Source organism: Streptomyces hokutonensis (assembly GCF_042751305.1).
Classification (GTDB): domain Bacteria; phylum Actinomycetota; class Actinomycetes; order Streptomycetales; family Streptomycetaceae; genus Streptomyces; species Streptomyces hokutonensis_A.
In genome coordinates this window covers 329,255-348,266 of record NZ_JBHYWD010000007.1, presented here as the reverse complement: position 1 = coordinate 348,266, position 19,012 = coordinate 329,255, and the positions used below count along the sequence as shown (strand labels likewise).

General features: G+C 69.1%; 18 protein-coding genes, 1 pseudogene and 2 riboswitches. Of the genes and pseudogenes, 14 read left to right on the top strand and 5 right to left on the bottom strand.

Annotated elements, in window-relative coordinates; translation table 11 throughout:
- Window positions 1–23 precede the first annotated feature (23 nt).
- The 5 genes from ACFXC1_RS21305 to ACFXC1_RS21285 are packed head-to-tail and all read left to right on the top strand — an operon-like array spanning window position 24 to window position 3,930.
- Window positions 24–965, top strand: coding sequence for an LLM class flavin-dependent oxidoreductase (locus ACFXC1_RS21305; RefSeq protein WP_381244792.1), 942 nt, complete (start codon window positions 24–26; stop codon window positions 963–965).
- Window positions 962–1,510, top strand: coding sequence for a hypothetical protein (locus ACFXC1_RS21300; protein ID WP_381244791.1), 549 nt, complete (start codon window positions 962–964; stop codon window positions 1,508–1,510). The genes ACFXC1_RS21305 and ACFXC1_RS21300 overlap by 4 nt, the downstream gene beginning before the upstream one ends.
- A complete protein-coding gene (locus tag ACFXC1_RS21295) occupies window positions 1,497–2,348 on the top strand; it encodes a hypothetical protein (RefSeq protein WP_381244789.1) in 852 nt (283 codons plus the stop codon). Before ACFXC1_RS21300 ends, ACFXC1_RS21295 begins: the two co-directional genes overlap by 14 nt.
- The gene (locus ACFXC1_RS21290; protein WP_381244788.1) at window positions 2,345–3,223 is read left to right on the top strand and encodes an ATP-grasp domain-containing protein; all 879 of its coding nucleotides are present in this window, start codon (window positions 2,345–2,347) and stop codon (window positions 3,221–3,223) included. Before ACFXC1_RS21295 ends, ACFXC1_RS21290 begins: the two co-directional genes overlap by 4 nt.
- A complete protein-coding gene (locus tag ACFXC1_RS21285) occupies window positions 3,220–3,930 on the top strand; it encodes a hypothetical protein (protein WP_381244786.1) in 711 nt (236 codons plus the stop codon). The genes ACFXC1_RS21290 and ACFXC1_RS21285 overlap by 4 nt, the downstream gene beginning before the upstream one ends.
- Here the strand turns inward: ACFXC1_RS21285 and ACFXC1_RS21280 are convergent.
- Window positions 3,875–4,345, bottom strand: a complete 471-nt coding sequence (locus tag ACFXC1_RS21280) for a helix-turn-helix domain-containing protein (protein ID WP_381244784.1) — start codon at window positions 4,343–4,345, stop codon at window positions 3,875–3,877. The two genes, ACFXC1_RS21285 and ACFXC1_RS21280, sit on opposite strands and share 56 nt — an antisense overlap.
- Window positions 4,346–4,502: 157 nt before the next feature.
- Between ACFXC1_RS21280 and ACFXC1_RS21275 the strand changes: the two are divergent.
- Window positions 4,503–4,826, top strand: a pseudogene (locus tag ACFXC1_RS21275) (STAS domain-containing protein); the annotation flags it as partial.
- Between the two features lie 121 nt (window positions 4,827–4,947).
- Here ACFXC1_RS21275 and ACFXC1_RS21270 read toward each other — a convergent pair.
- From ACFXC1_RS21270 to gcvT, 4 genes are all read right to left on the bottom strand, one after another.
- Window positions 4,948–6,315 (bottom strand): L-serine ammonia-lyase, encoded by a 1,368-nt coding sequence (locus ACFXC1_RS21270; protein WP_381244782.1) that lies wholly within the window; start codon window positions 6,313–6,315, stop codon window positions 4,948–4,950.
- A 95-nt stretch (window positions 6,316–6,410) separates the two neighbouring features.
- Window positions 6,411–7,670, bottom strand: a complete 1,260-nt coding sequence (gene glyA / locus ACFXC1_RS21265; RefSeq protein ID WP_381244781.1) for a serine hydroxymethyltransferase — start codon at window positions 7,668–7,670, stop codon at window positions 6,411–6,413.
- Between the two features lie 14 nt (window positions 7,671–7,684).
- Window positions 7,685–8,065 carry a glycine cleavage system protein GcvH gene (gene gcvH / locus ACFXC1_RS21260; RefSeq protein WP_381244779.1) on the bottom strand — a complete coding sequence of 127 codons (381 nt, stop codon included), beginning with the start codon at window positions 8,063–8,065 and terminating at the stop codon, window positions 7,685–7,687.
- A 117-nt stretch (window positions 8,066–8,182) separates the two neighbouring features.
- Window positions 8,183–9,304 carry a glycine cleavage system aminomethyltransferase GcvT gene (gene gcvT / locus ACFXC1_RS21255; protein WP_381244778.1) on the bottom strand — a complete coding sequence of 374 codons (1,122 nt, stop codon included), beginning with the start codon at window positions 9,302–9,304 and terminating at the stop codon, window positions 8,183–8,185.
- 34 nt (window positions 9,305–9,338) lie between these two features.
- Window positions 9,339–9,457, bottom strand: a riboswitch (glycine riboswitch).
- Window positions 9,458–9,571, bottom strand: a riboswitch (glycine riboswitch).
- A gap of 149 nt (window positions 9,572–9,720) precedes the next feature.
- Between gcvT and ACFXC1_RS21250 the strand changes: the two genes are divergently transcribed.
- The 8 genes from ACFXC1_RS21250 to ACFXC1_RS21215 all read left to right on the top strand — a co-directional run bounded on the left by ACFXC1_RS21250 (window position 9,721) and on the right by ACFXC1_RS21215 (window position 18,893).
- Window positions 9,721–10,410, top strand: a complete 690-nt coding sequence (locus ACFXC1_RS21250) for an AAA family ATPase (RefSeq protein ID WP_381244965.1) — start codon at window positions 9,721–9,723, stop codon at window positions 10,408–10,410.
- A gap of 64 nt (window positions 10,411–10,474) precedes the next feature.
- A complete protein-coding gene (locus ACFXC1_RS21245; RefSeq protein WP_381244776.1) occupies window positions 10,475–11,260 on the top strand; it encodes an enhanced serine sensitivity protein SseB in 786 nt (261 codons plus the stop codon).
- A 161-nt stretch (window positions 11,261–11,421) separates the two neighbouring features.
- On the top strand, window positions 11,422–12,210 hold the full coding sequence (locus ACFXC1_RS21240) for an enhanced serine sensitivity protein SseB C-terminal domain-containing protein (RefSeq protein ID WP_381244775.1): 789 nt from the start codon (window positions 11,422–11,424) through the stop codon (window positions 12,208–12,210).
- Between the two features lie 338 nt (window positions 12,211–12,548).
- The gene (locus tag ACFXC1_RS21235; protein ID WP_381244774.1) at window positions 12,549–13,556 is read left to right on the top strand and encodes an ABC transporter permease; all 1,008 of its coding nucleotides are present in this window, start codon (window positions 12,549–12,551) and stop codon (window positions 13,554–13,556) included.
- 69 nt (window positions 13,557–13,625) lie between these two features.
- Window positions 13,626–15,422 carry an ABC transporter substrate-binding protein gene (locus ACFXC1_RS21230; RefSeq protein WP_381244772.1) on the top strand — a complete coding sequence of 599 codons (1,797 nt, stop codon included), beginning with the start codon at window positions 13,626–13,628 and terminating at the stop codon, window positions 15,420–15,422.
- Between the two features lie 110 nt (window positions 15,423–15,532).
- Complete coding sequence (locus ACFXC1_RS21225; RefSeq protein ID WP_381244770.1) at window positions 15,533–16,531, top strand: ABC transporter permease; 999 nt, start codon at window positions 15,533–15,535, stop codon at window positions 16,529–16,531.
- On the top strand, window positions 16,528–17,625 hold the full coding sequence (locus ACFXC1_RS21220) for an ABC transporter ATP-binding protein (protein ID WP_381244768.1): 1,098 nt from the start codon (window positions 16,528–16,530) through the stop codon (window positions 17,623–17,625). Before ACFXC1_RS21225 ends, ACFXC1_RS21220 begins: the two co-directional genes overlap by 4 nt.
- Entirely contained in the window at window positions 17,622–18,893 is a 1,272-nt protein-coding gene (locus ACFXC1_RS21215; protein ID WP_381244766.1) for an ABC transporter ATP-binding protein, read from the top strand. Before ACFXC1_RS21220 ends, ACFXC1_RS21215 begins: the two co-directional genes overlap by 4 nt.
- Window positions 18,894–19,012 lie beyond the last annotated feature (119 nt).

Here is a 19,012-nt window from a genome sequence, read left to right as displayed (position 1 = left end):
GGGCTCGCCCACGGGGGGACGCGATGAAGGTCGGCCTGGTACTGCCGCTCGCGGAGTATCCGTGGGGGCAGCCGTCGTACGGGGAGATCAGAGAGCTCGCGCTGCGGGCCGAGGACTCGGGCTTCGACTCGCTGTGGGTCTTCGACCATCTCCTGTTCCGCGAGGCCGGCGGGCCGACCGAGGGCATCTGGGAGTCCTGGACGGTACTGACGGCCATCGCCGAGGCGACCGACCGGATCGAACTCGGCACCCTCGTGCTGTGCACCGCCTTCCGCAACCCCGCGGTACTGGCGAAGATGGCGGTGACCCTCGACGAGGTCAGCCGCGGCCGGCTCGTCCTCGGCCTCGGCAGTGGGTGGCACGCCCCCGAGTTCGAAGCCTTCGGCATCCCCTTCGACCACCGGGTGGACCGCTTCGAGGAGGCCCTGCAGATCATCGTCGCGCTGTTGCGGACGGGCCGCGCCGACTTCGCGGGCCGTCACCACCGGCTCCACGACGGCGAGTTGCGCCCCCGCGGTGTGCGGCCCGGCGGTCCGCCCGTCCTGGTGGGGGCGCACGGACCCCGGATGACCGCGCTGGCGGCGCGGTACGCGGACCTGTGGAACGCCTGCTGGTTCGGATCCCCGGAAGGCAGCGTGGGGACCCTGGACCGGGTGCGCGAGACCTGTCTGCGGGAGAGACGCGATCCGAAGGCTCTCGGCATCACCCTCGGCGTCAACGTCAGGGTGGATCCGGAAGAGGGCCCACCGGCCGACCCCGGCCAGGAGGCACCACCGGACGCCGACATCCTCACCGGCTCACCGCAGGACGTGGCGCACGGCCTGCGGGCGTACGCGGCACTCGGTGTGGACCACCTGATTCTCAACCTCAACCCACACCACCGGGATGCCCAGCGGCGCCTGGCCGCGGCACTGCGGCTGTATCGCGCGGCATCCCCCTCCACGACAGGAGAGGTGAACGCATGACGTGGACCATCGACGAGTCGCGGGTACGCCCGTTTCTCTCGGCCGCCGAGCGGCGCGACATCACGGCGATGCTGTGGAACGCCCCGCCCGGCCGGATCTTCTCCGAGCCGGAGGACAGCGATGTACCGCCCGCTGACGGCCGCCCGCCGACGGCGGGGAAACGGATGAAGGAGTTCAAGGACTTCAAGGACGGCAAGGACGGCAAGGACGGGAAAGAGGGAAAGGAGGTCAAGGAGTTCAAGGACACGAAGGACACGAAGGACTTCAAGGACACCAAGGACACGAAGGACTCGAAGGACTCGAAGGACTCGAAGGACTCGAAGGACTTCAAGGACGGCAAGGACTCCGACGGGGCGATGGCGCCGTTCGGTCCCGCCGCCTTCGTACGGCAGTCGGACGGGCCGCGCGATCCCGGCCCGGCCGGGACGGACGAGGGATTCGGGGCCGCGGCCGAGTCCCCCGCGGGCGGGCAGGGCGAGGCCGCGGAGGCGCTGCGCGGCTCCCGCGTCAACCGCCTGCTGAGGAGGCGCGGTGTCGTCATCTGAGGTGCCCGGCCGCGATCCCTCCGGGCTGGTCGTCGTCGCCGACCCCGAGGACCCGGTGGCCGTCGAGGTGCGGGACTTCGTGCTCGACAGCGGTCACGCGGCGACGATCCTCGACGTGTTCGACGCCGCGCAGCTGTTCACCCTCACCGTCGACGGCTCGACCGCGGTGGTCGAGCCCGCGCTGCCGATGTTCGTCCGGCTGCCCGCCCCGCCTCTGCCGCGGATCAGCTTCGACGCCGAGTTCCAGCTCAACGAGTGCCTGGCCCACTTGTGGGCTATCGCCGCCCTGACCCCCGCACCGGTGATCAACCGCCCGCTGCCGGGTGGCCCGGGCACCCGGGTGTCCCCGTCCGCGGCGCTCACGGAACTCAGGGCAGGTCTGCCCGTCGGCTCACCGGAGGTCTTCTCCTCCCGGCCTCCTGAGCAGGCCGGCGAACCCTCCGGCGACCAGGGGACGCGGTGGTGGGTCCAGGACCTCGACTCCTGGCGCACCCGCCCCTGGCCCGAACTCCCGGACGGTCACATCACCTCGGCCTACGGCGACGGTCCCTACCGGGCCAGGTGGTCGGACCCCGATCCCCTCTTCGAGAGCGTCGTGGTCCTCGGCAGCCAGGGGTGGCGCAGCAGCCCGGTCGATCTGGACCGGCTCGGCCTGGAGGAGCGCAGCACGGAGATCGTCGCCCGCCTCGGGCTCGACCTCGCGGCCGTGGTCTGGAGGGTGTCACCCGACCTCACCCAGGCATGGCCGGTCGCGGTGGAGCCGTTCCCCGACGTGGAGCAGTTGCGCATGGTCTGGCTCGGCCTGGGCCCCCAACTCGTGAAGGTCCTCTTCCCATGATCTACGCGGTCGGTCTCAGCTCCGAGAGCACGTTCACGCACTTCGTCGCCGAGGCCGAGGCCAGGGGCGTACCGGTCAAGGCCATCGACCTGCGGACGGTCGTCGAGTCGGGCGACTGGCGGCTGACCGTGGGAGGGGACCGGTCGGCGAGGCTGGGCGGCCATGTCCTCGACTCCGAGGGGTCGTACTACTGCCGTATCGCCGATCTGGCGGCCCTACAGCAGGACCGCGCGTCGGCCCGGCACTGGCGCTGGCTCACGACGGCGCTCACCGCCTGGCTGGACCACATCCCCGGCCTGGTGGTCAACCGGCCCTCGATCCACTCCGACAACGGCTCCAAGCCGCTGCACGAACAGTCGCTGGCCCGGGCCGGGTTCCGGGTGCCACCGAGCATCACCGGCTCGTCGCCGGAGCGGCTGCGGGCCTTCGCGGCGGCCGGACCGACCCTCGTCAAAGCGGTCTCCGGCGTGCGGGCCACCAGCAGGCTCGTCGACGCGGCCGGCCTGGCCGGCTTCGAGCCCGGTCAGGGTCCGGTACATCTCCAGCGCTACGTTCCGGGCCGGGACGTCCGCGCACATGTCGTCGGGGACCGGGTGCACGCGGAGGAGATCGCGTCCGGCGCCGTGGACTACCGGACCGACGGGGACGCCGAGTTCACCCCCTGCGAACTCCCCGAAGAACTCGCCGCACAGATCGTCCGGCACACCGCCGACCTGGGCATGTCCTTCGCGGGCTGGGACTTCAAGCTCGCCGACGACGGCACCTACTGGTGCCTGGAAGTCAATCCCATGCCCGCGTACGACTGGTACGACCGGCGCCTCGGCGGAACCATCAGCACCTCGCTCCTCGCACTGCTCCGGGGGACGCCGTCGTGATCGACTCGCTGGAAGTGCTGACCGCGGCGGGCAGCGCCGAACTCCGTGACGCCGTGCACGCCCTCCGCCGGCACTGGACACCTCGCGGCCCGGAACCGGCCGCCTTCTTCACCCTGGGCGCGCCCAGCTACCTCGACCTCGCACCTGACCCGGAGTCCGCCGTCTACCAGCGGCGTGCCGACACCACGCGACCGCTGCTCCGGGACTCCTTCGACTGGCTGTACACCCATCTCGCCAAGCTGCTCGGCGACCATCTGGGCGCCCCCGTCACCTACGCCGAACACCTGGGACTGCCCGGCTTCCACGTCTGGCTGTCCGCGGCGGTGTTCACCAAACCGGTCGCGCCCCTGCACTTCGACCTGCAGTACCAGTCGATCTCCTGGCCCCCCGGGACGGATCTGACCCGGCACATCTCCTTCACCCTGGCGATCCGGCTGCCCGCGGCGGGCGGAGGCCTGAACATCTGGGACGTGAGCCATGAGCGGTTCCGGCACGCGCTGGGGAAGGGCTGGGTCGAGTCCGTCGCCGATCTGCGGCGTTTCCACACCATGGAGTACGTCCCCTACACCGCTGGCCGGATGGTGATCCACTCCGGCCACACCCTGCACCAGGTCGCCCCCAGCACCCGCGTGCATCCCGACGACGAGCGGCTCACTTTCCAAGGGCACGGCGTGTGGTGCGACGGGCGGTGGCTTCTGTACTGGTGACCTGCTCCGCCACCCGTCCGATCTTCGCCAGGCGGACCAGCGCGGGCCTGGACAGCACCTCGCCGATGTCGTGCAGGGCCACGATGAGTTCCTCGACGCCGTCGAGGGGCGTGTCCTTGTCCGCGTGCAGGAGCACGCCTCTGTACTCCTCGGACGAGATCTCCCTGCCGGGCATGTCAATGGATTCCTCGTCCGCGAGGAAGAGGGCCGGCACCGAGGTGTCGAGGGCCAGGGCGAGGGCCGTGAGTTCGGTCGCCGTGAAGGCACGGCCACCGCGTTCGGCCTGGTGGACGGCCTGACGGCTCCAGGCTTTGCCCAGATACCGCCCGACCGCCTCGCCCAGCTCGGCGAGTGACATCCGCCGCGCTTCCCGAAGGCGCGCGATCTGCCGTCCGATGGCTTCCTCGACCCGCATGACCGCTCCCCAATGTCATCCTGAGCAATGACGAAGAATTCCTTGCATTGACATCGCTCGCCAGGCGCCCTAGCGTAACGCCGAGCATTTCCCTGTCAATATCCACGATGACAGATATCAGGGACCGGCAACGGAGGCCGAAGTGCAGCACTTTCACCTGGATTCCGTGAACGCGGGGGACGACTGCACCGTCCTCAGCGCCGCGGGCGAGATCGACGTGTACACCGCCCCCGAACTGCGCGAGAAAATAACCGAACTCATCGACACCGGGACCTCGCACGTCATCGCGGACCTGCGTGGCGTGGAGTTCCTGGACTCGACCGGCCTGGGCGCCCTCGTGGCCGGCCGCAAGCGGCTGCTGACGCGTGACGGTTCACTGCGTCTCGTGATCACATCCGAGCGGATCATCCGGATCTTCCGCATCACCGGCCTCATCAAGGTCTTCACGATCCACCCGACGGTCCCGGAGGCCATCCTCGCCGACGTCCACTGGCGGCACACGCTCGCGGCGGAGAGCCATGACATCGACCAATGGTGCCGCGACCACGGATTGCGGTGAGCTGCCGAAGGTGACACAAAAGCGCTGCTCGGAGCCTACTTCCTCAGCACTCGATGATGTTCACCGCAAGCCCACCCCGAGCCGTCTCCTTGTACTTCACGCTCATGTCCGCCCCCGTCTCCTTCATCGTCTTGATGACCTTGTCGAGGGACACCTTGTGGGACCCGTCCCCCCGCATCGCCATGCGCGCGGCGGTCACCGCCTTCACCGCGGCCATGCCGTTGCGTTCGATGCAGGGGATCTGGACGAGGCCGCCGACGGGGTCGCAGGTGAGGCCGAGGTTGTGTTCCATGCCGATCTCGGCGGCGTTCTCGACCTGCTCGGGAGAGCCGCCCAGCACCTCGGCCAGCGCGCCCGCCGCCATCGAGCACGCGGAGCCGACCTCGCCCTGGCAGCCGACCTCCGCGCCGGAGATGGACGCGTTCTCCTTGAAGAGCATGCCGATCGCGCCGGCCGCGAGCATGAAGCGGACGATCCCGTCCTCGTCGGCGCCCGGCACGAAGTTGATGTAGTAGTGGAGGACCGCCGGGATGATGCCCGCCGCGCCGTTCGTGGGGGCGGTCACCACGCGACCCCCCGCCGCGTTCTCCTCGTTCACCGCCATCGCGTAGAGCGTGATCCACTCCATCGCGTGCGCCAACGGGTCGCCCTCCGCCCGGAGTTGGCGTGCCGACATGGCGGCCCTGCGGCGGACCCGGAGGCCGCCGGGCAGGATGCCTTCCCGTGACATGCCCCGCGACACGCACGCCCCCATCACCCGCCAGATCTCCAGCAGCCCGGCCCGGATCTCCTCCTCCGTGCGCCAGGCGCGCTCGTTCTCCAGCATCAGCGCGGAGATCGACAGACCGGTCTCCTGGGTGAGGCGCAGCAGCTCGTCGCCGGTGCGGAAGGGGTACTTGAGGACCGTGTCGTCCAGCTTGATCCGGTCGGCGCCGACCGCCTCCTCGTCGACGACGAAGCCGCCGCCCACCGAGTAGTACGTCTTGGACAGCAGCTCGCCGCCCGCCGCGTCGTACGCCCACAGGGTCATGCCGTTCGCGTGGTACGGCAGGGCTTTACGGCGGTGCAGCTTCAGGTCGGCATCGAAGTCGAACGGGATCTCGTGCTCGCCGAGCAGACGGATGCGTCCGGCCGACTTGATCTGCTCGACCCGTTCGTCGGCCCCCTCCACATCCACCGTGCGCGGAGACTCGCCCTCCAGGCCGAGCAGCACCGCCTTCGGGGTGCCGTGCCCGTGCCCGGTCGCGCCGAGCGAGCCGTACAGCTCGGTGCGGACGGAGGCGACGGAGTCGAGCAGCTCCTCGTTGCGCAGCCGGCGCGCGAACATGCGGGCCGCCCGCATCGGGCCGACCGTGTGGGAGCTGGACGGGCCGATGCCGATCGAGAACAGGTCGAAGACCGAGATGGCCACGGTGACTCCTCAGAACGCAAGACGTGCGGGGTGGTGCGAGGGGGGTGGGGCACCGCCGTGCACCTCTCAGTGTGCGGCGGTGCCCCGGGGGCCGACTACAGCCCGGGGTACAGCGGGTACTTCTCCGCCAGCGCCGTGACCCGGGCCTTCAGACCCGCCACGTCGTACGACGGCTTCAGCGTCTCCGCGATCACGTCCGCGACCTCGGCGAAGTCGTCCGCGCCGAAGCCCCGCGTTGCCAGCGCCGGCGTGCCGATGCGAAGCCCCGACGTGACCATCGGGGGCCGCGGGTCGTTCGGGACGGCGTTGCGGTTGACCGTGATGCCGACCTCGTGGAGCCGGTCCTCGGCCTGCTGACCGTCGAGTTCGGAGTTCCGCAGGTCGACCAGGACGAGGTGCACGTCCGTGCCGCCGGACAGGACGTCGACCCCTACGGCCTTCACGTCGTCCCGGACGAGACGCTCGGCGAGCAGCCGCGCCCCCTCCACGGTACGCCGCTGGCGCTCCTTGAAGTCCTCGCCCGCCGCGACCTTGAAGGAGACGGCCTTCGCGGCGATCACATGCTCCAGCGGACCGCCCTGGAAGCCGGGGAAGACGGAGGAGTTGAGCTTCTTCGCGAAGGACTGCTTGGCGAGGATGATCCCGCCGCGCGGGCCGCCCAGCGTCTTGTGGGTGGTGGACGTGACGACGTCCGCGTACGGGACGGGGTTCGGGTGGAGGCCGGCCGCCACCAGCCCGGCGAAGTGCGCCATGTCGACCCACAGATACGCCTCGACCTCGTCCGCGATCCGGCGGAACTCGGCGAAGTCCAGCTGCCGCGGGTACGCCGACCAGCCCGCGATGATGACCTTCGGGCGGTGCTCCCTGGCGAGCTTCTCCAGCTCGGCCATGTCGACCAGACCGGTCGTCGGGTCCACGTGGTACGCGACCACGTTGAACTGCTTGCCGGAGAAGTTCAGCCGCATCCCGTGGGTGAGGTGGCCGCCGTGCGCCAGGTCGAGGCCGAGGATGGTGTCGCCGGGCTGGGCCAGCGCGAACAGGGCGGCCTGGTTGGCGGAGGCACCCGAGTGCGGCTGCACATTGGCGTACTCGGCGCCGAACAGCTCCTTGACCCGGTCGATCGCGATCTGCTCTGCCACGTCGACGTACTCGCAGCCGCCGTAGTAACGACGGCCCGGGTACCCCTCGGCGTACTTGTTGGTGAGGACGGAGCCCTGCGCCTCCATGACCGCGACCGGAGCGAAGTTCTCCGAGGCGATCATCTCCAGCGTGGACTGCTGTCGGCGCAGCTCGGCGTCGACGGCGGCGGCGATGTCCGGGTCGAGCTCGTGCAGGGGCGTGTTCAGGACGGACATGGTTCTACGACTCCTCAGCCGGCGGTGAAGGCGGTGTACTCGTCGGCGGAGAGCAGGTCCCCGGGCTCCTCCGTGATCCGCACCTTGAACAGCCAACCGCCCTCGAAGGGCTCGGAGTTGACCAGCGCGGGCTCGTCCACGACGGCCGAGTTGATCTCCACGACCTCACCGGTGACCGGCGCGTACAGGTCCGACACCGACTTGGTCGACTCCAGCTCGCCGCAGGACTCGCCCGCGGTCACCGTCGTGCCGACCTCGGGGAGCTGGGCGTAGACGACGTCGCCGAGCGCGTTGGCCGCGAACTCGGTGATGCCGACGGTCGCGACACCGTCGACGGCGGCCGTCAGCCACTCGTGTTCCTTGCTGTACCGCAGATTCTCGGGGTGGTTGCTCATGGCGTGAATTCTCCTGTACGCGGGGGAGTGCTGGTGAAGGGGGGAATGCGGAAGGGATCGCCGGACAGGGGAACAGGGGCGATCCGCCCGGTCACGGACTCGACGCTACGACGACTGTCACTTCTGGCGCTTGTAGAACGGCAGCGCCACGACCTCGTACGGCTCGTGGCTGCCCCGGATGTCCACGCCGACACCGGCCGTGCCCGGCGCGGAGTGCGCGGCGTCGACGTAGGCCATGGCGATGGGCCTGCCCAGCGTGGGGGAGGGGGCGCCGGAGGTGATCTCGCCGATGACCCGGCCGTCGGCGACGACGGAGTACCCGGCGCGCGGGACCCGGCGGCCCTCGGCGACGAGGCCGACCAGGACGCGCGGCGGCTGCGCGGCGGCGCGTTCGGCGGCGGCCTCCAGGGCCGTACGTCCGACGAAGTCGCCGTCCTTCTCGAACTTCACGACCCGGCCGAGCCCGGCGTCGAACGGGGTGAGGGAGGTCGACAGCTCGTGGCCGTACAGCGGCATGCCCGCCTCCAGGCGGAGCGTGTCGCGGCAGGACAGGCCGCAGGGGATCAGCCCGGCCTGCGCTCCGGCCTCGGTCAGCGCCTCCCACAGCTTCTCCGCGTCACCGGGGGCGACGAACAGTTCGAAGCCGTCCTCGCCGGTGTAGCCGGTGCGGGCGATCAGCGCGGGGACACCGGCGACCGTGCCGGGAAGGCCGGCGTAGTACTTGAGGCCGTCGAGGTCGGCGTCGGTGAGCGAGGCGAGGATGCCGGGGGACTCGGGGCCCTGGACGGCGAGCAGCGCGTAGGCGTCACGGTCGTCGCGGACGACGGCGTCGAAGCCCTCGGCCCGCTCGATCAGCGAGTCCAGGACAATCTGGGCGTTGGAGGCGTTGGCGACGACCATGTACTCGGTGTCGGCCAGCCGGTAGACGATCAGGTCGTCGAGAATCCCGCCGTCGGCCTGGCAGATCATGGTGTAGCGGGCGCGGCCGACGCCCACGGAGGCGATGTTGCCGACGAGCGCGTAGTCGAGGAGTGCGGCCGCCTCCGGTCCGGTGACGGTGATCTCGCCCATGTGGGAGAGGTCGAAGAGGCCGGCCTTCGTGCGGACGGCGAGGTGCTCGTCGCGCTCGGAGCCGTAGCGCAGCGGCATGTCCCAGCCGGCGAAGTCGGTCATCGTCGCACCGAGCGAGCGGTGCAGCGCGTCGAGCGCGGTGCGACGGGGGGCGGCGGTACTGCTCATCGGTCGGTCTCCCAAGGCATGACGGCGAGGTCGTTCCTCCCCATCTGTCATCGGAACCTGAGAGGTTCGCCATGACCGCGCGGGACACGCACGGGTCATGGGTTGCACCTTGGGTGGGACCACCTGGACGGGCGGTCCGCTTTTCAGATGTGCCTCGCCCGCGCGGTAACTGGGCCTGAGAGATTCAAGGGAGGGACTTGCTCCTTCGGCGCCCCGGACGTCGTACGACTGACGAAGTACGACTGGGGACTCTCCCGCGCGGATTCAAGCGGCCGGTATGCAGTTAGGCGCGCACATCATCGCACAGGCTTTGTAACAGGCCTGTGGCCGGAAGCGAACGGAACCGCGAGACACCGTGCATTACCTTCTCTTTACGTTAGTTGGGGAGAACCTTTCCTGACCCCGCAGGGAGGACGATCACGGTGACAAGGACCACGGTGTACGCCACGACCTCGGCCGTAGCGCTGCCCGAGCAGCCCTCGGCCCCGGCCAGGGAGGCATGCCCGGCCCGCCCGGCACCGGTCGTCCGCGACCTCCGCGAGCGCGCCGGCCGCAGCCCGCACGGACTCCGCTTCGGCCGCCGCGACCTCGTCGTGGTCACCGGCCTGCCCGGCAGCGGCAAGTCCACGCTGATGCGGCGCGCGGTGACCGGCGACGGCGTCCGCGTCGACAGCCAGGACGCCAGGGACCGCTGGGAGACCCGGATGTCCCGTGCATCCGGCCTCCTCCCGTACGCGGTCTACCGCCCCCTGGTCCGCCTCGCCCACTACGCCGGACTGCACCGCGCCCTGCGCTCCACGTCCGGAGCCGTCGTGCACGACTGCGGCACCCAGACCTGGGTCCGCGGCTGGCTGGCCCGCGCCGCGCACCGCCGGGGCGGCACCCTGCACCTGGTGTTCCTCGACGTCAGCCCGGACACCGCGCTCGACGGCCAGCGGGAGCGCGGCCGGGGTGTCTCGCGGTACGCGTTCCTGCGCCACCGCCGGGCCGCCGCCCGCCTGTTGCGCGCCGTGGAGCGCGGCGACCTGCCGCACGGCGTGGGCTCGGCGGTCCTGCTGGACCGGGACGCGGCGGACGTGCTGCGGCGGATCGACTTCGCGGACTGAGCCGCTAGCCTTTTCCGTCACAGCACGTTTACAGCAGGCGGTTTCACCAGCAGGCGGTAGGTAGATGGACTTCCCGGCGGACTTCCCCGGTCAGGCGTACCCCCACCCGCATCCGCACGGCGGATGGCCCGGCAACGAGCTGGAGGAGGTGCTCTCGGTCTCCCTCGGCCTGCCCTCGGCCGGCGGCCGGATCATCGAGGTGCTGTCCCGCAGCTTCGTCTGGGTCCCGCTGCCCAGCGGCGGCGGCCCGCACAGCGGACCCCTGGACCTGCCCACGCTGGACATCGAAGGACAGGCCTTCGTCCCGGTCTTCAGCTCCGAGGAGCAGTTCCGCCAGGTCGTCGGCTCGCATCTGTCGTTCACGATCGCGCCCGCGGTGGAGTTCGCCCGCGGGCTGCCCCCGCAGGTGGGCATCGCGGTGAACCCGGACGGCGTGGTCGGCATCCCCCTCCCGCCCCCCGCCGTGGCCGAGCTGTGCCGCATCGGCCGCACCGCCCTCGACGGCCCCACCAGTGGCGGCCGGGTCCGCCTCTTCGAACCCGACTGGCAGGACGACCCGGTCGACTTCCTCGCCGCGGCCTCCGCCGAGTTCGCCGGCATCGGCGTGGTCGCCACGGCCCGCCGCTGCCTCGCCGCCATCGAGACCGCCGACCCGGTCATGTTCGTGGGCGTCGAACTCACCAACTGGGACGGCGACTTGAGGGCGGCCCCCATGGACGCCCTGTCCCGCGCCCTCACCCGGACCGAGGTCAAATGGCCGGTCAACCTGGTCCTCCTCGACGTGACGCAGGACCCGGTGGCGGAGTGGATGCGCCAGACGGTGCGTCCTTTCTATACACAGGGTCACTGAAGGCGCCCTGAAGGGGCGTGGGGCTGTGTCGATCTGCGGCTCCGCCGCGGGGCGCGCCCAGCCACAACGGACCGCCACTCGCGAACGCACCACAGGCCCCCACCCATTGGGCGCTTAAGCTGTTTCCGAACGCAGGCCAACCACCAGAAGGGGCGGTACACGTGAGCGCCAGCGGCACCGCGACCGGCCAGGTCGAGCACATGCTGCGCCAGGTGACGCCCGGGCGCTACGACGCCTACGAGGCGCTCCTGCGCGCCCTCGCGACCCCCCACTCCGGCCAGATCTGGATGCTCCTGTGGCACGGCCAGTCCGGCTCCCCGGACGCCCAGTACGGAAACATGCACGTCGAGGGCTACGGCTACGCCCCCTGCGTCACCTCCGCCCAGGAGCTCTCGGCCAGCGGCTGGAACCGCTCGTACGAGGTGGTCGACGGCCTGGACGTGGCCCGCACCCTCTACCCCGACCACTTCGGCCTCTGGCTCAACCCGCACGCCCCCGGCGGCGGCGTCGGCATCCCCTGGCTGGATCTGCGCCGCATCGCCACCGGCCTGGAGCGCCAGCCCGCAGGGCCGTTGCGCCTGACGGAACCGGCGATCGAGGTCCCGCAGTTCTACGGCCTGCTCACACAGAACGCCCACCGTACCCCGGCGGTCCGCACCCTCCGCCGCGCCTGGGTGCAGCCCGCGCTCGGAGCGCCGTATCTCGCGATCGGTCTGGATGTCTACGACACCAGTCCGCCCGCCGTGGACTCGGTGCGCGCGATGATGCAGCAGTCGATCGGCGCGGTCCCGGACGGTCTGCCGGTGTCGACCGTGGCGATGTCCGACGACTACGACCCGGTGGCCCTGTGGCTGCGGGCGAACGCCCGCCCGTTCTACGACCGCGAGGCCCACGCGGCGCCCGCCCAGGCGGGCGGGTACGGCTACCCGCCCGCCCGTGGTGGATACTGACCCGGCGAGTCCTCTTCCCCGCTTCTCCGCAGGATCTACGCCGACGACACATTTCTTCGCGCGTAGATCACGGTCCGATGCCCCAAAAAGGCACTGGGTCGGTGTTCTGTCCCAAATGTCCGGCGTCCGGGGGGCGTTACCCGTTGTCCGTATAACGGAACCCTCCAGCCCGCATCACGTTTACGCATCCATTCACCGCCAAGTCTGGCAGCAGATCACCAAAGCGTTGAAGACTCCCGCACCAGGGGCCGTGTGCCCCGATGTACGACGGACTGATCATGGCCGCCACAGCGGCAAGTGTGGGCCGGCTACCGCCGGTTGAGAGGGGTCCCTGCCAGATGACGGCACCATTGCACGAGCCGACCGCGGAAGCGGCCCCGAGCGCGGCCGAAGAGGCGGCGGCTGCGACCGCCGGTGAAAAGGCCGTGCAGGGACGTTCCCTGGGCCGGATCGCCTGGGAGCGCCTCAAGCGCGACAAACTCGCCCTCACGGGCGGCATTGTCGTGCTTGTCCTGATTCTGGTCGCGGTTTTCGCCCCGATGATCGCCAGCCTGATCGGACAGGATCCGGACACCTTCCACGAGAGCCTGATCGACCCGCTGTTCGGCACCCCCAAGGGGTCGCTGGGCGGCATCAGCGGTGACCACCTGCTGGGCGTCGAGCCCGTCAACGGCCGCGACATCTTCGCGCGGATCCTCTACGGCTCCAGGATCTCGCTCCTCGTCGGCTTCCTGTCCGCGATCGTGGCCGTCGTCCTCGGCACCGTTCTCGGCATCCTGGCCGGCTTCTTCGGCGGCTGGGTCGACTCGGTGATCAGCCGCGTCATGGACGGTCTGCTGGCCTTCCCGCAACTGCTCTTCATCATCGCGCTGGTCTCGGTGATGCCGAACGAGATGCTGGGCCTGAGCGGTTCCAGCGTGCGGGTCTTCGTGATGATCCTGGTGATCGGCTTCTTCGGCTGGCCGTACATCGGACGCGTGGTGCGCGGACAGACCCTCTCGATGCGTGAGCGCGAGTACGTCGAGGCCGCCCGCTCGCTGGGCGCCGGTCGCTTCTACATCCTGTTCAAGGAACTGCTGCCCAACCTGGTCGCGCCGATCATCGTGTACACGACGATGATGATCCCCACCAACATCCTCACCGAGGCGGCACTCAGCTTCCTGGGCGTCGGCGTCAAGCCGCCCACGTCCTCCTGGGGACAGATGCTCTCCACCGCGATCGACTACTACGACTCGGACCCCATGTACATGGTGGTTCCCGGCGTGGCGATCTTCATCACCGTTCTGGCCTTCAACCTCTTCGGCGACGGCGTGCGGGACGCGCTGGACCCGAAGGCTTCCCGCTGAACCGCATTGCCCCAAGCGTCCCGTGCCATCTACACGGGGTCTCTCATCAAATCCGGAGGATCCGAGATCGTGACTACCCAACGCACCTCAGGGCGGCGTAGGCAGGCCTTTGCCGCTGCTGCCGCGGTCGCCGGCATGCTGGCCTTGGCAGCGTGCGGCGGCGGCAACAGCAGCGACGACGGCGGTTCGAAGACCGGTGCCGCCGGCTTCGACGCGGCGAACAACAAGGTCGCCCAGGCCTCGCTGGTCAAGAAGGGCGGCGAGCTCAAGTTCGTCTCCGCCCAGGACGCCGACTTCTGGGACACCACGCGCGGTTACTACGGCTTCATGTGGGACTTCTCGCGGTACTACAGCCGTCAGCTGCTCACCTTCAAGACCGAGCCGGGTGCCGCGGGCGCCGAGCTCACGCCCGACCTCGCCACCGACGAGGGCCAGGTCTCGTCCGACGGCAAGACCTACACCTTCCACCTGCGTGACGGGATCACCTGGGAGGACGGCAAGGCCATCACCTCCCAGGACATCAAGTACGGCATCGAGCGGGTCTGGGCGCAGGACGTGCTGTCCGGCGGTCCGATCTACCTCCAGCAGATGCTCGACCCGAACAACACCTACAAGGGTCCCTACAAGGACACCTCGAAGGACAAGCTCGGCCTGAAGGCGATCTCCACGCCCGACGCCAAGACGATCGTCTTCCACCTGCCCGTGGCGAACTCGGACTTCAAGCAGGTCCTCGCCATGGTCACGGCGTCCCCGGTCCGCCAGGACAAGGACACCAAGGCGAAGTACACGCTGCACCCGTTCTCGTCCGGCCCGTACAAGTTCGAGTCGTACAGCCCGGGCAAGAAGCTGGTGCTGGTGCGCAACACCAACTGGAAGGCGTCGTCCGACCCGGTGCGCAAGGCGTACCCGGACAAGATCTCGCTGACCATCTCCTCGAACCAGTCCGACATGGACCAGCGTCTGATCAACGGCGACTACGACATAGACGCCGGCCAGACGGGTCTGGGTCCGCAGGGCCGCACCATCGCCCTGAAGGAGCACAAGGCCAACCTGGACAACCCGATCTCCGGCTTCATCCGCTACGCGGTCTTCCCGCAGAGCGTCAAGCCGTTCGACAACATCGAGTGCCGCAAGGCGGTCATCTACGCGGCCGACCACGTGTCGCTGCAGACCGCGCGCGGTGGCCCGATCGCCGGTGGTGACATCGGCACCAACATGCTCCCGCCCGCCATCGCCGGTGGCGAGGGCCAGAAGTACGACCCGTACGGGATCTCCGGTGCCAACAAGACCGGCAACGACGACCTGGCCAAGAAGGCGCTGAAGGCCTGCGGTCAGCCGAACGGTTTCAAGACCACCATCGCCGTCCGCAACAACAAGACGCAGGAGGTGGCCACGGCCACGTCCCTGCAGGCGGCGCTGAAGAAGGTCGGCATCCAGGCCGACATCTACCAGTACGACGGTTCGCAGAGCTCCGGCATCATCGGTTCCCCCTCGAACGTCGCGAAGAAGAAGCTCGGCATCATCATCATGGGCTGGGGTGCCGACTTCCCGACCGTCCAGGGCTACGGTGCCCCGCTGTGGGACAGCAAGTACATCCTGCAGAGCGGTAACAACAACTTCGGCCTGATCAAGGACAAGACGATCGACGGGCTGTTCAACCAGTACAACACCGCGCTGGACGAGTCGAAGAAGACGCAGATCGCCACGGAGATCAACCACAAGGTGATGGAGGGCGCGTACTACCTGCCCTTCACCTTCGAGCGACTCCTGAACTGGCGCTCCTCGCGTATCGCCAACGTGTACACGACGAACGCGTACAGCGGCTACTACGACTTCGTCAACATCGGTCTGAAGTCCACGAAGTAATCCCGGCACACCCGCCGTACGGCACGAAAGGCAGGTGAAGGCCGGCGCGGCGGGGCCGTGGGCCACCGGACGACCTCCGGTGGCCCCGGTCCCGCAGCGGGCCGTTAGCTGTGCTCGCTTACCTCATCAGGCGGCTGTTCGCCGCCGCAGTGATGCTGGTCGTCATCATCCTGGTGGTCTTCAGCATCTTCTTCCTCGTCCCCAAGTGGGCGGGCGTGGACATCGCCACGAGTTTCGTGGGCAAGCAGGCCGACCCGCACGCCGTCGCGGCGGTGCGGGAGAAGCTGGGTCTGAGCGACCCGATCTTCGTGCAGGTCTGGCACTTCTTCAAGGGCATCTTCGTCGGCCGCACCTACTCGGCCGGCGGCGACGTCACCCACTGTGCCGCGCCGTGCTTCGGCTACTCCTTCCGTAGCGAGCAGTCCGTATGGCCGGTGCTCACCGACCGCTTCCCGGTGACCCTGGGACTCGCGCTCGGTGCCGCCGTGCTGTGGCTGATCTTCGGTGTCGCGGCGGGTGTGCTCTCCGCGCTCAAGCGGGGCACCATCTGGGACCGGTCGGCCATGGTGATCGCGCTCGGCGGTGTGTCCCTCCCCATCTACTTCACGGGCCTGCTCTCACTGGCGATCTTCAGTTACGGGCTGAACTGGATCAACGGCCAGTACGTGCCGCTGGACCAGAGCTTCTCCGGCTGGCTGGGCGGCATGATCCTGCCCTGGATCACCCTCGCCTTCCTCTACGCCGCCATGTACGCCCGCATCACCCGCGCCACCATGCTGGAGATCCTCGGTGAGGACTACATCCGCACGGCACGCGCGAAGGGCCTCAAGGAACAGGTCGTCATCGGCAAGCACGCCATGCGCTCCACGATGACGCCGATCCTGACCATGCTCGGCATGGACCTCGGTGCCCTCATCGGCGGCGCGATCCTGACCGAGACGACGTTCAGCCTGCCGGGCCTCGGCCAGGCGGTGCTCACCGCCATCAAGAACCAGGACCTGCCCATTATTCTGGGCGTCACCCTGATCACTTCTCTCGCGGTGCTGCTTGCCAACCTCGTGGTGGACATCCTGTACGCCGTGATCGACCCCCGAGTGAGGCTCTCATGACGGAACTCAGCAAGAGCGGGGCCGCCGTGGGCGAACCCACGGACGCCTCTCCCGCGCCCACGGCCTTCCTCGAAGTGCGCGACCTCAAAGTGCACTTCCCCACCGACGACGGCCTGGTCAAGTCCGTCGACGGGCTCTCCTTCCAGCTGGAGAAGGGCAAGACCCTCGGCATCGTGGGCGAGTCCGGCTCCGGCAAGTCGGTGACCTCGCTCGGCATCATGGGTCTGCACACGGCCGGCCAGTACGGCAAGCGCAAGGCGCAGATCTCCGGCGAGATCTGGCTGGACGGCACCGAACTGCTGTCCGCCGACCCCGACCACGTGCGCAAGCTGCGCGGCCGGCAGATGTCGATGATCTTCCAGGACCCGCTCTCCGCGCTGCACCCGTACTACACGATCGGCGCGCAGATCGTGGAGGCGTACCGGATCCACCACGACGTCGACAAGAAGACCGCCAAGCGCCGCGCGGTCGAGATGCTCGACCGGGTGGGCATCCCGCAGCCGGACAAGCGGGTGGACAGCTACCCGCACGAGTTCTCCGGCGGTATGCGCCAGCGCGCGATGATCGCGATGTCGCTGGTCAACAACCCCGAGCTGCTGATCGCGGACGAGCCGACGACCGCCCTGGACGTGACCGTCCAGGCGCAGATCCTCGACCTCATCCGGGACCTGCAGAAGGAGTTCGGCTCCGCGGTCATCGTCATCACCCACGACCTGGGCGTCGTCGCCGAACTGGCCGACGACATCCTGGTGATGTACGGCGGCCGCTGTGTCGAGCGGGGACCGGCCGAGGACGTGTTCTACCAGCCCCGCCACCCCTACACCTGGGGCCTGCTCGGCTCGATGCCGCGGCTCGACCGTGAGCAGCAGGACCGGCTGATCCCGGTCAAGGGCTCCCCGCCCTCGCTGATCAACATCCCGTCCGGCTGCGCCTTCAACCCGCGCTGCCCGTACGCGGACATCCCGAAGGACAACGTCACCCGCACCGTCCGCCCCGAGCTGGCCGAGGTCGGCACCCGGCACTGGGCCGCCTGCCACCTGGGCAAGGAACAGCGGGAGCGTATCTGGACCGAAGAGATTGCGCCGAAGCTGTGAGTGACGACGAGAAAGCGGTGACGATTCCCGCGCAGGCCGACGAGCCGCAGTTGCAGGGCGGGACCCTCACCAAGAACCCCGCCCCCGGCGAGGTCCTGCTGAAGGTGACCGGGCTGCAGAAGCACTTCCCGATCAAGAAGGGCCTGCTGCAACGGCAGGTCGGCGCCGTGCACGCGGTCGACGGCCTCGACTTCGAGGTCAGGTCCGGCGAGACGCTGGGCGTGGTCGGCGAGTCGGGCTGCGGCAAGTCGACGATGGGCCGGCTGATCACCCGGCTGCTGGAGCCGACCGGCGGAAAGATCGAGTTCGAGGGCAAGGACATCACGCACCTCGGTGTGAGCGGTATGCGTCCGCTGCGCCGCAATGTGCAGATGATCTTCCAGGACCCGTACTCGTCGCTGAACCCGCGCCACACCATCGGCACGATCGTCGGCGCTCCCTTCAAGCTCCAGGGCGTCGAGCCCGAGGGCGGGGTCAAGAAGGAAGTGCAGCGGCTGCTGGAGGTGGTCGGTCTCAACCCCGAGCACTACAACCGCTATCCGCACGAGTTCTCCGGCGGTCAGCGCCAGCGCATCGGCATCGCCCGCGCGCTCGCCCTGAACCCGCGGCTGGTCGTGGCGGACGAGCCGGTCTCCGCGCTCGACGTGTCGATCCAGGCGCAGGTGGTGAACCTGCTGGACGACCTTCAGCGGGAGCTCGGCCTGACGTATGTGATCATCGCGCACGACCTCTCGGTGGTCCGGCACGTGTCGGACCGGATCGCGGTCATGTACCTCGGCAAGATCGTCGAGCTGGCCGACCGCGAGCTGCTGTACAAGGCGCCGATGCACCCGTACACCAAGGCGCTGATGTCGGCGGTGCCGATCCCGGACCCGCGGCGGAAGAACGCGAAGAGCGACCGCATCCTGCTCCAGGGCGACGTTCCCTCGCCGATCTCGCCGCCGAGCGGCTGCCGTTTCCACACCCGGTGCTGGAAGGCGACGCAGATCTGCACGACGACCGAGCCGCCGCTCCTTGAGCTGCTGCCCGGCCAGCAGGTCGCCTGCCACCACCCGGAGAACTTCGCGGACCAGGCTCCGCAGGACACGGTCCTGCTGACGGTCGCGAAGGAGGCCGAGAAGCTGCTCGGCGAGACCGCCCTGCAGGAGTCGGCGGAGACGTCGGCCGCGGTGGCGGCGACGCTTTCCGAGGAGGCGGCCGAGCCGGTGGCTGAGGCTGCCGAACCGGTCGCGGAATCCGCGGAGCCGGAGACCGGCGAAGAGAAGTAGCGCGGAATCAGGCCGTTCGAAGGCCCCGGTGACCGGTCCAGGTCGCCGGGGCCTTCGGGGTGTCACGGTCAACTACCCTGTGACGCATGACAAGTTGGTAAAGTCATGCCCATGACATG

What these genes read in the sequence shown, in the direction of transcription:
- ACFXC1_RS21305 (WP_381244792.1), top strand. Translation starts at nt 24, where the DNA reads ATGAAGGTCGGCCTGGTACTGCCGCTCGCGGAGTATCCGTGGGGGCAG.
- glyA (WP_381244781.1), bottom strand. Translation starts at nt 7,670, where the DNA reads ATGTCCGTCCTGAACACGCCCCTGCACGAGCTCGACCCGGACATCGCC.
- ACFXC1_RS21245 (WP_381244776.1), top strand. Translation starts at nt 10,475, where the DNA reads ATGGACTTCCCGGCGGACTTCCCCGGTCAGGCGTACCCCCACCCGCAT.
- ACFXC1_RS21300 (WP_381244791.1), top strand. Translation starts at nt 962, where the DNA reads ATGACGTGGACCATCGACGAGTCGCGGGTACGCCCGTTTCTCTCGGCC.
- ACFXC1_RS21220 (WP_381244768.1), top strand. Translation starts at nt 16,528, where the DNA reads ATGACGGAACTCAGCAAGAGCGGGGCCGCCGTGGGCGAACCCACGGAC.
- ACFXC1_RS21280 (WP_381244784.1), bottom strand. Translation starts at nt 4,345, where the DNA reads ATGCGGGTCGAGGAAGCCATCGGACGGCAGATCGCGCGCCTTCGGGAA.
- gcvH (WP_381244779.1), bottom strand. Translation starts at nt 8,065, where the DNA reads ATGAGCAACCACCCCGAGAATCTGCGGTACAGCAAGGAACACGAGTGG.
- ACFXC1_RS21290 (WP_381244788.1), top strand. Translation starts at nt 2,345, where the DNA reads ATGATCTACGCGGTCGGTCTCAGCTCCGAGAGCACGTTCACGCACTTC.
- gcvT (WP_381244778.1), bottom strand. Translation starts at nt 9,304, where the DNA reads ATGAGCAGTACCGCCGCCCCCCGTCGCACCGCGCTCGACGCGCTGCAC.
- ACFXC1_RS21235 (WP_381244774.1), top strand. Translation starts at nt 12,549, where the DNA reads ATGACGGCACCATTGCACGAGCCGACCGCGGAAGCGGCCCCGAGCGCG.